The organism is Natrinema salinisoli (assembly GCF_020405205.1).
GTDB classification, from domain to species: Archaea; Halobacteriota; Halobacteria; order Halobacteriales; family Natrialbaceae; genus Natrinema; species Natrinema salinisoli.
Genome location: NZ_CP084469.1, coordinates 1691583 through 1707598 on the forward strand (window position 1 = coordinate 1691583; position 16016 = coordinate 1707598).

General features: G+C 57.7%; 12 protein-coding genes. 4 read left to right on the forward strand and 8 right to left on the reverse strand.

Features of this window, described 5'->3' with window-relative positions; translation table 11 throughout:
* Positions 1-303: 303 nt before the first annotated feature.
* Together LDB05_RS08315 and LDB05_RS08320 are read right to left on the reverse strand one after the other, a co-directional pair.
* Complete coding sequence (locus LDB05_RS08315; RefSeq protein WP_226007455.1) at positions 304-750, reverse strand: SWIM zinc finger family protein; 447 nt, start codon at positions 748-750, stop codon at positions 304-306.
* Positions 751-1164: 414 nt separating this feature from the next.
* A complete protein-coding gene (locus LDB05_RS08320) occupies positions 1165-1440 on the reverse strand; it encodes a hypothetical protein (protein WP_226007456.1) in 276 nt (91 codons plus the stop codon).
* 457 nt (positions 1441-1897) lie between these two features.
* Here LDB05_RS08320 and LDB05_RS08325 point away from each other — a divergent pair, with 457 nt between their 5' ends.
* Together LDB05_RS08325 and LDB05_RS08330 are read left to right on the forward strand one after the other, a co-directional pair.
* Entirely contained in the window at positions 1898-2452 is a 555-nt protein-coding gene (locus LDB05_RS08325; protein WP_226007457.1) for a DUF7342 family protein, read from the forward strand.
* 213 nt (positions 2453-2665) lie between these two features.
* Positions 2666-2905 carry a hypothetical protein gene (locus tag LDB05_RS08330; RefSeq protein WP_226007458.1) on the forward strand — a complete coding sequence of 80 codons (240 nt, stop codon included), beginning with the start codon at positions 2666-2668 and terminating at the stop codon, positions 2903-2905.
* Between the two features lie 282 nt (positions 2906-3187).
* Here LDB05_RS08330 and LDB05_RS08335 read toward each other — a convergent pair whose 3' ends face one another.
* The 3 genes from LDB05_RS08335 to LDB05_RS08345 form a co-directional block, all read right to left on the reverse strand.
* On the reverse strand, positions 3188-3409 hold the full coding sequence (locus tag LDB05_RS08335; protein WP_226007459.1) for a HalOD1 output domain-containing protein: 222 nt from the start codon (positions 3407-3409) through the stop codon (positions 3188-3190).
* Positions 3402-4340, reverse strand: a complete 939-nt coding sequence (locus LDB05_RS08340) for an ArdC-like ssDNA-binding domain-containing protein (protein ID WP_226007460.1) — start codon at positions 4338-4340, stop codon at positions 3402-3404. Before LDB05_RS08340 ends, LDB05_RS08335 begins: the two co-directional genes overlap by 8 nt.
* Positions 4341-4569: 229 nt before the next feature.
* The gene (locus LDB05_RS08345; protein ID WP_226007461.1) at positions 4570-5418 is read right to left on the reverse strand and encodes a DNA-binding protein; all 849 of its coding nucleotides are present in this window, start codon (positions 5416-5418) and stop codon (positions 4570-4572) included.
* A gap of 1226 nt (positions 5419-6644) precedes the next feature.
* Between LDB05_RS08345 and LDB05_RS08350 the strand changes: the two genes are divergently transcribed.
* Both LDB05_RS08350 and LDB05_RS08355 read left to right on the forward strand, forming a co-directional pair.
* Complete coding sequence (locus LDB05_RS08350) at positions 6645-7019, forward strand: winged helix-turn-helix domain-containing protein (protein WP_226007462.1); 375 nt, start codon at positions 6645-6647, stop codon at positions 7017-7019.
* 366 nt (positions 7020-7385) lie between these two features.
* Positions 7386-11231 carry an ATP-binding protein gene (locus LDB05_RS08355; protein ID WP_226007463.1) on the forward strand — a complete coding sequence of 1282 codons (3846 nt, stop codon included), beginning with the start codon at positions 7386-7388 and terminating at the stop codon, positions 11229-11231.
* Positions 11232-12044: 813 nt separating this feature from the next.
* Here LDB05_RS08355 and LDB05_RS08360 read toward each other — a convergent pair.
* The 3 genes from LDB05_RS08360 to LDB05_RS08370 form a co-directional block, all read right to left on the reverse strand.
* Positions 12045-12872, reverse strand: a complete 828-nt coding sequence (locus tag LDB05_RS08360) for an undecaprenyl-diphosphate phosphatase (protein WP_226007464.1) — start codon at positions 12870-12872, stop codon at positions 12045-12047.
* 82 nt (positions 12873-12954) lie between these two features.
* Entirely contained in the window at positions 12955-14757 is a 1803-nt protein-coding gene (gene glmS / locus LDB05_RS08365) for a glutamine--fructose-6-phosphate transaminase (isomerizing) (RefSeq protein WP_226007465.1), read from the reverse strand.
* 2 nt (positions 14758-14759) lie between these two features.
* Positions 14760-15941, reverse strand: coding sequence for a sugar phosphate nucleotidyltransferase (locus LDB05_RS08370; RefSeq protein WP_226007466.1), 1182 nt, complete (start codon positions 15939-15941; stop codon positions 14760-14762).
* Between the last annotated feature and the right edge of the window lie 75 nt (positions 15942-16016).

Below are 16016 nucleotides of genomic sequence, written 5' to 3' on the forward strand. Positions count from 1 at the left end.
ATAGATTCACAGGAACTTTTTCGATCGTCAAACTCAGTCCCCCGTTGCCAACTATATAAATTTCGTATATATTATACTAGGAAATATAGAAAAGGAGTGTGAAAATATCGGATGCATATAGGAGTCTAATACGTGTCCAAACACCACACTCTCAATCGATATCTAGGACAACCACATCGTTCACACGGCAATACGGGCACCGATCTCGGTCGCTTTCGAGCGTCGTCCCACAGTTTCGACACTCGAAGATTGTTGTAGTGGCTCGTCTGGGACGGTCGTAGAGCCATTCGAGAACGTTCAGCGTCATTCGAGCCCTCGGCGACCAGTTCGAACACAGTTCCAGCAGGGAAACGAGTCTCCGGTCTCGGGGCAATCACAGTCTTCTCCCGACGCCACGTTTTCGGAGTCCGTTTGCGGATCGGAGTGATCCGTCTTCCCGCGGGATTCGATTGTCTGTCCACCGTCGGTAGCGAGTTGCTGGTGAGTGACCGCCTGGACAATTGGCCGGCGAATCGCAACTGCTACTCGGTGTTTGCATGCTCCCTCGTAGTGTTCGTCTGCAGGACACTCACACGCTGTTGGAATCCCGTTCGTGACGGTAACAACGTACTCGTGTTCGTCTGGTTTTGCGTGACTGCCGTTTTTGACGAGAACGCCCGTCGATGTGAGCGTGTATTCGAACGCTTCGTACTGTGCTCGTTTCGCCGTCCGGCGTGTAAACTCGAGTTTTGAGAGTGGGTTTGTCGACATTCAATTTTCACGCGAGGCCTGAGTGGCCCCGCGCCCTGCAGGGGCACATAAAAACGGGCGCTTGCTAGTGTGACACAGCAGAGTTCTTCGGTGAACGCTTGCTGTGCTTCCGTTAGAAGTGATTGAACCTCATATAGTCAGATTAGCGACTTTCTTCTGAGAATCTCGTCGTCGATATTCTCGGTGAAACTGTTCCACTTACTGCAAAGCGCGTTGTGGAAACAGGAAGCCCTACCCTCAAGGAGCGAACCGCGTCAGCGGTGAGCGAGTAGGGTGGGGAAGAAGTCACTGAACATGAAAATCGACCAGTCTCGACCTAATCGTCGATCTGATTCGGCAACTACTGTTCAGGCTGGGGACGTCTCGCTGTCTAAAGATGATCTGCAGAAAGGACTCCCGTATCCACGAGGACCGTCATCCGTAGAGGATCTCGTCGATATCGTCTTCGTCGGTTTCGACACCAGAACTGAACCGGTTTCGACCCATCGCCTCTTTCTCCGCCTCCGAGAGCGGAACCGTCGTATCTCGGAACGAGTCAATCACCTCGTCATGTGATTCGTACGCATTGTTAATGAGCTGTGTGAGTAATTCTTGTTCTGTGATGTTCGTCCCCGTCCGGAGTCGGATTTCGGCTTGAAGTTCCTCGAGGCGTGATTTCGTCCTCTCATCCACCTCCACTGCTGTCGTCATACTCGTCAGTTAGATCCGAAATTAAGTGAAATCATCTACTCTTAGCTTTTCATAAGTTATCGAGTGACTTTCAAACACCAATGCGGAATACAGAGCTCAATCAATTCTCAGAAGCGGTATCTCTTTCGTGTTAACCAACAATCTGTCCAAATAGAATGATGTTGGTTAATTCATTCTCCAAGAAGAACATTGACCTACTGGGAGGTCTCTTCTATCAGGATATCGGAATTGACTCGTAGTCGCATTGATGCTCACGTGTCGGATTGTCGTCTGAGCGAGTGTAGTCTATGCTGATTGCCTACAACACCAACCGACAGACACACGTGTAAAGTCTGATTAGTTGCGGCGAAGGAACAGTTAGGGAAATGATGGGACTGAGAGACTTTTTCAGCGATTGGGTACCATATAATTCGTTTGAATGCCAAATTATTAGTGTAGCGGCGACCAAGGGTTTCCAATGAGCGACCGGCCATCAATGTGGTCCGACGAGATGAATGCTGCAGATCGCGTGAGGCACGTGGCAGTAACCCGAACTACACCACGGAACGCAGGCTGGATTGCTGAGGAAGCAGGTGTTTCAAGAGACACTGCTGTCAAATATCTTGAACGGATGGCCGACCAAGGCGAACTTGTGGTCGTAGAAACAGCTGACGGAACGTGTTACAAACCAGACGACGTCACTCAGTTTCTTCGTGAAGTCCGGACACTTGCCGAAGAAGAGTCGGTAAACGATCTTACTGCGGAACTGCAGGCGATCGGTAACGAAATCGATTCGTGGAAATCGACCTACAATGTTGAGTCGCTCGAAGAACTTCGCCAGAGCATTGGAAGCAACGATCTCTCACCCGACGATCGAAGTGAACGCCTCGATATAATCGAGGAGTGGGAGTACAACGTTCAGATTCGCGAAGCGCTTCAGCTCGCAATCAGTCTCCAAAGTTCACTCACGAAGCTCGATACAGATTCACGGATCGAACATCTCAACTCGGGAACGCTCCCGCAAGAAGGCTAAGACGAACGCATGGTGATATTTCTTGCAGGCGGCCGGGGTTTCACCCGGCGCGAAGGACTTCGTCGTCTCAAAGAACGCCTCGAAAAGGAACCTGGGTTCTCAGATGTCCAGTACCGACCATCTCGGCTTCGTCCTCGATCCATCACTGCTAACGTTGACCCAGATATGTTTCTCGGAGAATCATTTCCCCGAAAAGAGGCTACCTTCGAAGTGATGTGGCGGCCACGGGCCGGTATCGATGTCCAGCGTGTTCAGTGGGCGGATGACGAGGTCAGTCTCGGATGGCACAAAGATGGCGATCATGAAGATCTTGGAACAACTCATTTCCAAATTGATACTGAGAATGAATTAGTCCACGAACCGGGAAATCTTGAGGCCGAAGCACCATTGAGCTTTTTAGAGGCATGTCTCCATCGATTGCCCAAGAAACTCGATGAAACAATTGCAAAGTGAGTTCTGTCGATCCCGATCGGACGTAGCATTCTAACCAATTCACTCGCTGAACAGTTTATTTCTCAAACTAGCTCAACTAGTGTTGCTCCAATCATAATAAGACGAGTCGATATAAGTTCAACATCATTATTTCACAGAAATCCTACGACTGACGTCGTGGGAGTAGTCACGTAGCCCTCGAAGATTGAAGCGACACTAGACAAGGACCATTAAGGGCATCTGTCCGCTGCCCAGTTGGGCGCAATCCAGATGGGGACCCCTCCCGAAGACTGCCATATATTCTCAAAAGGTATTGCCAGGCCCAGCGACTCGCACTTCGGACTTCGTGGCGAGGACGCGAAACTCTCCGACTGAGAATCTGACCTCGAGGTCATCGCTCGCCGAGTCGACGAGTTGCTTGAGCGCTTCGATATCGATCACTCGGTGCAGTTGGTACGCGTCATGGTCGAGTCCTTGCTCTTCGAGCACGTCGACGATCTCGAGGAGGAGACTTCGATCACTCATCCTCACTCACCTCACCGACAACGTCGATAATCCTCTCCGCTGTCGAACTGATCCGATTGAGACGTTCGAAGATGGCCTCCGGCTCGTCGCCTTGCCACGCAGCGAGATAGAACGCAGAGCCGCTCGTATCGAGCCCGAAGTACCGTCCAACAATGTAGCCGACCGCTTCGGACTCGAGTTCTCGTTTTGAACGGTCAGTCTCGTCCCCACGATCACTGTGCAACAGTGCGTGGGCGTACTCGTGGATGAGCGTCACAGCGAGGTCGGCACTGTTCTCTCGGTCATGGACCTCCACCAGCGGTCGTTCCGCAGAAGAGCGATACTGACAGACGCCCTTGGCGTTACCGTGAGGCCATTCCTCGGGGGGAACGACCACGGCGTCTACCTCGAGCAACAGTGCTGCCTCGAGGAGGTGTGTGGCCACCTCGTCGCCCTCTCCGATTGCCTCGGTCTCGAGTTCGGGGAGTGACTCCCCTTCCGTCTGCGAGATATCGAACACTGGTGCTGGCCGAAAGCCGACGAGTCCCTTCTTCCATTCGCTAGGATCGGTCTCGTCGTACTCACACTCGCTCCGGTCGTGATACGATGCCGAGTTTCCACACTCGGGGCATTTGCTCGCGATGATCGGTGCCCAGATCCAGATCGCTTTCTCGCCTTCCGTCACGTGCCGATCGAACTCGTTTTCCCACGTTCGGTAGCCGGCGATACGAGTCGCATGCGGACACTGGAGTTTGATCAACAGCGTGTTCCGAGGAGAATAGTCGTGGAACTCACTCTGGACGTCGAGCCACTCCTTGAACTGCTCGCTCGAGACGGCGTCGTCAACCTCGCCAACGAGTTCCTCGAGCCATGTTTCGATCGTACTGTGCATCTCGTCGTTCCTGGTGTTCGAATCGTCGAACGTTTCCCGGGTACAACTAGTCATAGTCATGATTGAACGGCTATCTCGAACCTATCTCGAGAAGACCGCTGTCCGTCAGCGGGTCTCAAAAAAACTGGCAGGCAGTCAGAACCGATCCGACGCGGGACGAATTCATCGCGAACAGAGTAGGCGAAAGCCCGGCAGCGAACGGCTCTCGCCGTGAGCTGCCCGGACCGTGGAGGTGGGTGGGGTGGCGGGTAGTGGGTGATCGGGACCTAGGAAAAAGAGAGTAGAGTACCTACTCCCACCACTGACTGCGCTCTGGGAATACAATGGTCGACCACCGAGTCAGTGCGATCGAACATCGTCCGTTGTACCAGTTCTTTGCGGCCGCCCTGAACCGCACCCGCTCGCCCTTACAGACCATCGTCTGCCGACTCTTCGACCAGATCGTAAACTTCGTTCGTCCCGTTTCGTCTTCGATCAATCCCACCTGTTGGATAGCCGTACTCGAGGGTTCCCACAGCTCAATTACGCGCCCGTCCACGCTGACCTCTCCTCGGCTGATCTCCTCGAGTCTCCCAATCGGCACGATCGTCCCTGCTTCGTGTTGCATTTCCTCTTTCGTCGCCATCACCGCCTCGAACAGCTCTGCGTCCTCGAGGACTCGACTTGCGATCCGTTTCGCGATTACCGCTCGTGTGTAGCCACCGGTGACGTCTTCGGCTAACCGCTGTGCCTGCCGATTGATTTCTCCTACCTCCGTTCGCTCGAGTTCCTCACGAGGATCGGCTCGCTTGTTCGTCCGCTGGTCGCGACGTTCCTGTTCAACTACTGCTCTCGTTCGTTCCACCCGTCCCTCCTGTCGACCGACTGCCGCCTGGACACTGATCCGCTCGAGTTCCTCCTCTCTGGCTCGAATGCGTTCTTCCTGGGCCAGAGTCGCTCCATAGATCCGATCGTCGCTCGTATCGACGATTCCGTCTGGGTGGTTCGCATCTACCTTTGCCTGAATCTCCATCTCCACTGTGGCCCGGAACTCTGGAGTCTCATCGACGATATTCAGATGCTCTTCTCGAACGCCATCTTGTTCGTACGCTTGTTCATCGACCGAAACGACCTTGCTAACCGACTTCCTACTAGACATTGGAATTCTAACTTCCAAAGGCGCTCACTCGGCGTCTTTTCCGACACCACGACTCTCCAGCCTTAGCTCTCGTCGCACTCCAACGTTCCATCATACGCGTCTCGCTCGCGCCTTCGCAAGCGCCCGTCAGGGCGCGAGCGAGACGCGCCGATGTCCGAATCAACCAGCACCACGCGTCGATTCCACCGAAGCGAGTGTCCAGTTTTAAGCCGTTTTCGCGTCTGAGCGCGAGCGAAGACCGAAAGCGCGCTTAATACTGGTATCCGAAGAGCGTGTGCGAGCGGAGGGCAGAAGCGGCGAGTTGTGCGCACGATTCACGAGGAGAATAGAACAGAAACTAGAACTGACTGAACACCCGGCATGGGTGGGGTCCAACGGGCGAGTGCAGTCGACGAACCCCGACGACGAAAGCACCGTCGTTCGAGAGAGCGGAGCTCTCTCGTGATCACGAAAGACGCTTTGCGTCTTTCGTACGACAACGAAGCGAGGCGCGCAGCGAGTCGCGGGAGTCGACTGTGCGAGGGGGTTGGAACGTGAGAGATTCGTTCGAAGGCCTCGATACGTGGAATACGATACAGACCAATTCAACAAGAGCTGTTCGTCAGACGATGTTCACTCGTCTCTGCGATCCCGCTCGGATATTTGCCAAGTTCTTCCTTGGAAGTTTCACCCCTCCCTGAAGGGCGAGGATTTCGCTTCGGATTTTCTGTAACACCCGTCGATCACCTTTTTACGAAGGAATAACACGGCCAGTATATCAGTGCCTAGGGCGACTTGATGCCTCAGTCGAAGCTTCCGAGGATATAGACTGTATACTGACGAACCTCGGTGGGGTTTAAGCCCACCAGAGATCTCGGTCGTGATTAGCGTCGAGCCAATCAACAGCGTCTGAGATGGATGTCAGTCGAACGTTATCCCGTCCGCCGCCCCCGTAGTATTCTGCGGGGGCTGATGGATCGCGGCCAAGGTCGCGAATTAGATCATCGACCCGACCTTGGTCCGATGACGCGGACCAGTTCTTCACTGTATCGACTTGTCGCTTACTCGCCCCGGTAACTTTTTCACGGACCATCTTTTCGACGATGTCCGCTTTCAGTTCCGAGTTTGACTTCCTCGCCATCGGCATCTAATCCTAACAGACCATTCTACTTAATGATGTTTATTCTGATAAACAGAGATGGGGTCACAGAGTAACACTTATTAAGATATGAAGCTAGTGTTCGAGTATGGCACAGACGGAGGACGCAAAAGCATACGCTGACGACACTACAATCACAGATATCCTCGGGGACCACCCACGAGCCAAGATTCTGACTGTGCTACTCTCCGAAGCGCCAAACGACATCAATATCACGGACATCGCACGGCTGGCCGGCCTCGAGCGAAAAACGGTCTACTCGCACCTTGACCCATTGCTTGCCTACGGGATCGTCGAAAAGTCACGGATGGTCGGTAACAGTACGATGTACCGAATCAACACGGACAACGAGGCCGCAAAGGCTCTCGGCAAGCTCGACCGCGAATTGATGCAGATCCTTGCCGCCAAGGAGGACGCTGGTGAACTTGATGAAGAAGGAACACCGATTGTCACCGAAAGCTAAAAGCGGTCTGTAATGACTCCCACTCGTCGCTGCGGTCATAGAAGGTCATACTTTGCCTAATGATTACTGCGATAATGACTTCTGTAGTTTGGTGTGCTCAGACATCTGAATCACCGAGACGGTTAGGACGATTGAGAATCTAAATAAGATAGATAGAGGAGAACTCGAGGAAAAATACCAGTGAACAAGTCACCGTTATCGCTCGTCGCAGAGCACTCTGGTAGCCGACCGGAACAATCGGTCATCTATTCCCGACATCTATTTATTAGATTTGCTATTATAATAGCGGTATTGAAAGTCACGACCCCAGAAGCGCTCACGCTACCGTCGGCATGAGCACTGTCTGTGGCAGACTTCGCTTAACCAATGCCGACAGAGAAAGACGCGACGCCGATACCTGAGGAACCGACGACTGCATCTCTCGAGAACTCGAGTTCGACTACTGCTAGAGACGAGACCAGCAGTGACTCGAGTCCACAGATCAATGACGACACGACTGGAGTTCTCACGGACTCACAATCCCACGAGTTACGGACGTACATCGAAATTCGACCGTCGACGAACCCCCTCAACGCCACGGCCGTTTCACAGGCAACGTCACTGCTGTACGAGAGTCTGCGAGAACTCTCACACTCAAGTGTCTGGTCGACACTGCGAACCAGAACCCAAAAACCGATCGTCGAGTGGCTACTCGTTGCTGACGGTCACTCAGACGCCAGCATTCGATATCTCGTCGGGACGACACACGACCCATTTCTCAGCGAGCTCGAGGCGATCCTTCGGACGTGGTTTCCGGACACGTACGAATTGCGGCGAGTCGAGTGGCATCCGCGTCAAATCGAAGCCTCGCGTTCGATACCCACGGAAAACGAGCGTTCGTCGTCATCGACTGTCGGCGATTGCGAGACACGGACGTGCCGAGAGCAACCGTACGTCACCGGTGTCGAGTATCGCGCTACTGCCGAAGTCCGCCGGGACTGGCAGACTTCGCTCGCAACGTTCGACGAGATCACTGATCGTTCCTCACAGCGACGGTCGGACGAAGACGAGTCGAAATCACGTCGCGTCCCGATCGCAACGCTCGTCGAAACGCTCTGCGATTCGGCCGTCCCCATCGTGTATCAGGTCGTCTGTTGCCCGATCGGCGATCAGCGGGCAGATGCGGAACAGTACCGATACGACCTCGAGCGCAGCCTCGTCACGCCCGCTGATCGTTTCTTCGAGTTCGTTTTCCCGAAAGCGGACGAGAAACCCGATCCGAGACATCTCTCCCCCTCCTACCGAGACCGCCTCGCCGATCTCGAGACGCGAGACCTCCGACGGACGTTCTGTCTCTCCGCTCGAGCGGTGGCGTTCGCAGATGAGCGCGATCGGGAGCACGCTGACGCGATCGTTCACAGTCTCGCGAGCGTATTCGGACATCTGAGCGGGCCGTTTCATACCGTTCGAGGGCACGTCACCACGGACAGCAACCTCCACACGGGCACGCTTCCACCTGGGAGCCGACTCTTCGTAGCGATCCGTGAGCGAACCTGTCCCGAACCGACGTACGACTCCCTCGAAACCCGCCTTCCGTGGAAGACACACGAGAGTGCTGGTATCGTCGTCTCGCCCGAGGAACTTCCCGGATTCTGTCTGATCGATGGCGTCGGTCTGACGCCGACCGGGCAACGAGCACTCGGCGCTCGACAATCCGAACGAACCGGGCTTCCACTGCCATCACCGACCGATCTCGAGCGATATACGGGGACTGGTCAAGCGCTCTGTATGCCCCTCACTGATGACCGCCAACCATACGAGAACTCGTTCGTCCTTCCGCCATCGCTTCAGGACAGACATCTCTTCGTCGTCGGCGATACGGGTTCGGGGAAATCCGTCCTCACGGCGGGAGCAATGCTTTCGAACCTCGAGGCGACGGACGGTCCGGAGATCCTCTTCGATTACAAGGGTGGTGGGACAGCCGAAGAATACCTCCGAGCACACTACGCAGAACACGGCGACCTCGAGAACGTCCGCTACTTCGACCTCACGAAACTATTGCCCGCACTCTCGATCTTCGATATCAGGTCACTACTCGACGCCGGCCTCTCACGCGAGGAAGCGCGATCGAGGATTGCGGGTCACTACGAGGAAATCCTCGCGGGATTGATGGGCGAAGAACAGTACTACGGGGCGACGGAATCGACGAAGGCGATCCGAAACCACCTTCGGGCATTGTTCGATCCGATTCACGGCTCTGAGACCGTCTCGCACAAAGACCTCTATCGAGCGCTTCAGCGCACGCTGAGTGATCGAACGCCACCGCCGACCTCGGATGACCGACTCACCGAATACTTCGCCGGATTGCTCGAGCGCGACCGAGACGTCTTCAACAAGGTCCTCGGCGGTGCCGTGGCTCGAGTCGAGATCATCGCGACCGACGATCGGCTGGCACCGTTATTCGATCACGTCCATACACTCCCAGAATCAGACGACCGCAACGAAAATGGTGACCACGAGACTCTCGAGGATTCGTCTCCGCACTTCGATTTCATCGATGCCATCAACGATGATGTGGTCATCATCTTCGATTTTGGCGGGATGGAAGAGCGAATCAAACGCGCGCTGACGCTCGTCCTCCTCTCGAATCTGTGGACGGCACTGAAAGCGCGATCAAAGAGCCCGGAAATGGCCGAAAACCCTCTCTTAGTCAATTTATATCTCGAGGAAGCGAAAGACGTCGTCGCAACGCAACTGGTCGATACGCTCCTCTCGCAGGGGCGATCGTTCGGCCTCTCCCTCATGCTTGGCGTTCAGTTTCCGAGCCAGCTCGATTCACCGGATCCGTCGAATCACACGTATGAGGAAGCCCTCAACGAGATTGGGACGTTCATCGTCGGCAACGTTAGCATCGAAGACGATCTCGCAAAGGCGCTCGCGACCGATACCATTCCGCCGAAGCACGTCGCCAGACGCCTCGCAGCCATTCGCCACGGCGAGTGGCTCGTCCGCCCTGCTGCGGAGTTCGGCTCACCCGTTCCACGGCCGTTTCTCGGACGATCACTGCCCGCACCTGACGGTCACCCAGTGAGTGAGACTCCTCTCGATGATGAGCGATCACAGGCTTTCGAAACCGTATTCGAACTCACTGCACTCGAGACGTGGAAAGAATTTGGACTCAGTCATGAAATCCATCCTTCCAGAAGCGACACAGCGGGCGGTGAGAACGGAGCAGATGACGTCGATGACGACCCTCGTGAGGAGATACTTCGAGTAGATTCCCTACTGCCACACACGAGGCGACTCCCCGATTGCGTGAGCTACGACGAATCGGTCCATGCCCTCTGCTGTGGATCGTGTGAAAATCGTTATGACCCGACTATCGAAGGCATGAAACGGGCGATCGAGTGCTGTCATACACTCACGGATGTCGATTCGGACGATATCCCCGTCTGTGATGTCAATCTCAAACTTACGCCCGAAGAGCGCGACGTCTCTGAGTGGAGCGATCGCCAACTACTCTTCTTACAGACGGTGTACAACGCTCAGCAGCTTCGATATGATCCTCTCGAGTACGCTCTCCTTCAGGACTCGATGATCAGACTCCAGGAGTACGTCGGGATTGAAACCGACGAGATTGCTCCACTACTTGACGCCGACCTCCTCAGACACGATACGGATCACCCACATCGGCTATACTCAGTCTCTTCGGAAGGCCGATCTGCAATCGGTGAAAGCTATCGCAAAGGTGTCGATTACGGCCACGGAGTCGGTGATCTCGACGAGTCCAGTGAACACGTCTTCGGGATTGAGGTCACTCGGCAGTATCTCGAAGAGGCGTATGCGGCGAATCCACAATCGGACGTCACCGAGGTTATTCCCTATTACGAACTCGACGATCAACACCGACTCGACCTCGCGGGTGTGAGTGATGATGGTGAGATTATCGTGACAGCCGAGGTCGAACGGATCAACCACGATATCGGACGTGCGGTGCCCGACGACTTCGATAAAATGGCTGCCTGTGACCCCGAGGCCGCAATCTGGGTCGTTATGAAACAGGCCGATGGACACAGACTGCTCTCGGCGCTCAACGACCCACTCGAGGGTGACCCACGGGTCGAGAAAACGTATGCAAAGACCACACCACCCCAACAGTTCCGGATCGACACGCCAGGGATGACGGCGGTCTATCCTGCAGAGTGGCTCCGGGATCACTCACCAGAGCCGTAACTCACACGAGTGCGTGGTTTTCCCTTCTACAGCGTCTCTCTATCCGAACTCGAGTTCCATTACAGGCCCATACGGCGTTTCGCGTCTGTTCTGCGCTTGAGACACCACGTATGCATCACAGATCTGGCCCTCCACTGTTCATAATCGACCAAATCATCCGCAAGGACTGCTGTGGGCAGTTTCTCGAGGACGAACTAGGTGGGCCGACCGATCTGCTATTGCATCCCTGTCTGCCAAACTCGATCCCGCTTGCTCGAGTCGCGGTCGCGAGACGGGGTAGTAACTGTACATCCTCATCGCATGAACTCGCCTGAGAAGGCCCCCTCTTCGATATCCTCCGTTCGAATTACCCTCGAGCGTTCTCTGTCTTGATGACGGAATCGGAGCTATGGGTGGAGGGAAATTCCACTACGTTCTCGAGTAGTTGGTCGAAATCGACTGTTCAAAACCGATAAACGAGGTCCGATTATGGAGGGTTCAGCCACCTCGTTTCGGTCTCTTTTGCTGGCGCGAATACGCTTCTGGTATGCCCGCTTCGCTTCACTAGACCCGTTTCAGGAAGCCTACTCGAGTTGTAGGATGATTCCAAATCCTTCTTTCTCTGTTCCTAGGATTTCCAGCTATTGCCGCACAACATCACCTTGCGGAGGTTAGAGGTGATTATGATCGTCTGTACCGAAACAAGAACGGATCCGTGAGTGCTGTGACTGGTAATCCGATCTATGATTTTCACTATGGCCTACTGCACATGGTGAGTGGCACTGGCCCAACAGAGACGGTATGTTCACAGCCAACGGTGAGTCCTTCTGTCTATCACACAAGGAGAGAAACGATTCCCCCACCGACGATCGCGAGTCCGCCGAGACCGAAACAGACGACCCAGAACGGGACGCGATCCACGACGCGCATGAGGGCGTCGATGGTGAGGTAGCCGACGATAGCGCTGAAACTCAGTGCCACCACCGCGGGGCCAGGATCAATCCCGGGGAGACCGCCGGCACCTGCGACGGTGAGCGCGGCCGCACCGAGACTCGCCGGGATCGACAGCAGGAAGGAAAGCCGAAAGGCCGCGGGCGGGTCGTAGCTGCGAAACAGCAGCGCGCTCGTCGTCACTCCCGACCGGGAGATTCCGGGCAAGATCGCGACGCCCTGTACGGCACCGACCAGAACCGAGTCTAGCAGGGTCGGCGCCTCGCGAAACGCCATCGAGACCGACTCGGAGGCGAGCTGGAGGACTCCCGTCAGGACCAGCAGGACGCCGATGGCCGCGATGAAGACGCCGCCGGTGAGCTGCCCGGCGAGGTCGACCGCGTATACGTACAGCGGGATCCCCACGAGGCCGGTCATCGTCGAGGCGACGACGACGTACGACGCGATCGCGTTCTCACCGGCGTACGCGCTGGCGGGTCGCCAGCCGGGCACCGCGCGAAGGGCCGTGGTAATGTCGTCGCGGAAGTAGACCGCCGCCGAGAGCGTCGTGCCGACCTGCAAGAACAGCGCCAGTTGCACCGCGACTGCGGGGTCGGTACCGACGACCGTCAGGAACAGCGCCAGATTGCCCTGACTCGAGACGGGCAACCATTCGACGATCCCCTGGACGATTCCGGCGAGTATCGCGACGACGAATTCCGCGCGGGTCACTGGTGATAGTGGACGAGCACGACCACTTAAATACGCGCGATTTGAACCGATCGTAGGGTGTTCCAACGGGGCGACGGACCGGTCATTCGACAGTCACGCTCTTGGCGAGGTTCCGCGGCTTGTCGATCGATCGGCCCAGCAGGTTGGCGACCCAGTAAGCGACCAGCTGCAACTGGACGTTCGCGAGTACTGACGCCCCGAGATCGTCGATCGCGGGGATCTCGAGGACGTGATCGGCGTATCGCGTCGCGTCGGATTCCCCGTCGGTGATCGCCACGACGGGGGCGTCACGTGCTTCGACCTCTTTGACGTTTCCGATCGTCTTCCGCGCGGTTTCGCCGTCGCCGGTAGCGATCGCGAACACCAGCGTGTTCTCGGTCACGAGCGCGAGCGGGCCGTGTTTCAGTTCGCCGGCAGCGAACCCCTCCGCGTGGCGGTAGGTAATCTCCTTCATTTTCAGCGCTCCCTCGAGCGCGACCGGATAGTGGTACCCTCGGCCGATGAAGAAGTAGGCGTCCGCGTCGACGAACGCTTCGGCCACCGACCGAGCGTTCGTCGTCTCGAGGACCGTCTGGACCTGGCCGGGGATGTCCCGGAGGGCCTCGAGCTCCGCCCGCGTCGGGTCGGCGCCGAGGTCGAAGGCGAGCAGGGCGAGCGCGAGTTGCTGACTCGCGAACGTCTTCGTCGCGGCGACCCCGATCTCGGGGCCGGCCCTGATGTAGAGGACGTGGTCGCACTCCCGCGCGGCCGAACTGCCGACCGTGTTGGTCACCGCGAGCGTCGTCGCTCCGGCGCGGTCGGCCTCGCGCAGGGCGCGCAACGTGTCGGCGGTCTCGCCGCTCTGGGTAACGCCGATCACGAGCGTGGACTCGTCGACGGGGACGCGATCGCTCGCGTACTCGCTGGCGAGGAACGCCTGTGCGCTCACGCCGGCCGTCCGGAGCCGCTCCGCGCCGAACATCGCCGCGTGGTACGACGTACCACAGGCGACGAACTGGATCGGCCCCGTGTGGTCGAGGTCGTCGAGTTCCTCGAGTCGAACCGTCCCCTCGAGTTCGTCGATCCGGCCGCGGAGACACTGACGCAGGGAGGTTGGCTGCTCGTGGATCTCCTTGAGCATGTAGTGGTCGTAGCCGCTCTTCTCCGCGTCTTCGGGATCCCACGCGACCGTTTCCGTCGGCCGATCGACGGGATGTCCATCGGCGTCGGTGACCGCTACGCCGTCGGAAGAGAGCCGAGCGAAGTCGCCGTCCTCGAGGTAGCAGACCCGATCCGTGTGCTCGACGAACGCGGGGACGTCGCTCGCGAGATACGTGCCGGTCTCACCGAGGCCGACGACCAGCGGCGAGTCCTGCCGCGCAGCGTACACCGTCTCCGACCCCTCGAAGACCGCTGCGATCGCGTAACTGCCCTCGAGCTGGTCGATCGCCAGCTGAAACGCCTCTTCCTGGTCCGCACCGCGGTCGAGATAACGGCCGATCAGGTGCGGGACGACCTCGGTGTCGGTCTCGCTTCGAAACTCGACACCGGCGTCAGCGAGATCGTCGCGTAGCCGCTGGTAGTTCTCGATAATTCCGTTGTGAACGACGGCGACCCGCTCCCGTTCGTCGCAGTGAGGGTGGGCGTTGGCGTCGGACGGCGCGCCGTGCGTGCTCCAGCGCGTGTGGCCGATCCCGGTCGTTTCGCCCGCGAGCTCCCGGCGTGAGACGACTGCCTCGAGGGCCGACAGCTCGCCAGCGGCCTTGGAGACCGTCATCGACGGCGTCGGGACGGCCAGGCCGGCGGAGTCGTAGCCGCGGTACTCGAGTGCCGACAGCCCGTCGAGGACGACGTCGACGGCGTCGTCCCCGCCAGCAGAACCGACGTAGCCGATGATTCCACACACTGTTACTGCACCTCCGTTTCGTGGTCGATCGTCCCGCGAACGGTCGCCCCCGCGTGGAGGACGGCATCGGAGCCGACGATCGTGCCCGGCGCGTAGGTGACGCCACCGCCGTCGCGGACGCGATCCGCGAGCAACGCGCCCAGTCGCTCGTTCTCGTGAACGCGATTACCGACGCGAACGTCACCCGGTCCGCCGACGACGGTCGAGCCGGTGCCGACCCGGACGTTGCGCCCGGTGACACAGTCGACGAGCGTCGCCCCCGAACCGACGCGCGTGTCGGCGTCGATGACGCTGTGTTCGACGATCGCGTTCGCCCCGACCGTCACGTTGTCACCGAGTACGGCGTTCGGTCCGACGACGGATCCGGGACCGACGACGCAATCGGCCGAAATCACGACCGGTTCGACGATCGTCGCCGACTCGTGAATTCGAGCGTCCGGCGACACCGTACTCTCGACGCCGTCGACTCGCTCGAGAAGCGCCGCTGAGACGGTGAGCAGGTCCCACGGATAGGTCGCATCGATCCAGACGCCGTCGGACGTAACGCCCCGGACGGTTTCCCCGGCGGCGATCGCGTTCGCGATCCCGTCGGTGAGCGAGTACTCGTTCAGCTGTGGGTCCGGCACCCGGAGATACTCGAACAGCTCCGGCTCGAACACGTAGACGCCCGCGTTGAGCTGGTAGGTGCGGTCGTCGCTGGGGTGTTCGACGATCTCCGTGACGTAACCGTCGTCGTCACAGATTACGCCGCCGTACTCGTCGACGTCCTCGTGGCGAATGAGCCCGAGCGTCGCGATCGCGTCGTCGCCGTCGTCGTAGGCAGCGAGCACGTCCTCGACGATCCGCTGGGCCACGAGCTGATCACCGTTGAGAACGAGTCGCGGCTCCGAGACGTCCGGTTCGGCCGCCAGCAGGGCGTGACCGCTCCCGAGTTGTTTCTCCTGCACGACGTACTCGAGGGCGGCGTCGCGATACGTCGATCCGAAATGAGACTGGACATGGGTCCGACCGTAGCCGACGACGACGGTGATCTCCGTGATTCCGGCGTCGACGAGCGCATCGAAAACGTGCTCGAGAATGGGTTTGGTGGCCGCGGGAAGCATCGGCTTGGGCCGATGCTTCGTCAGCGGCCGCAGACGGGCACCCTCACCCGCCGCGAGAACCACCGCAGAACGAATAGGCATAGTTGGAGTGACAGTAACCAACTATTATTAGTTTTGTGGCTCGGAGTATCGCCTGTTACCGCCTCGCAAGGGCTG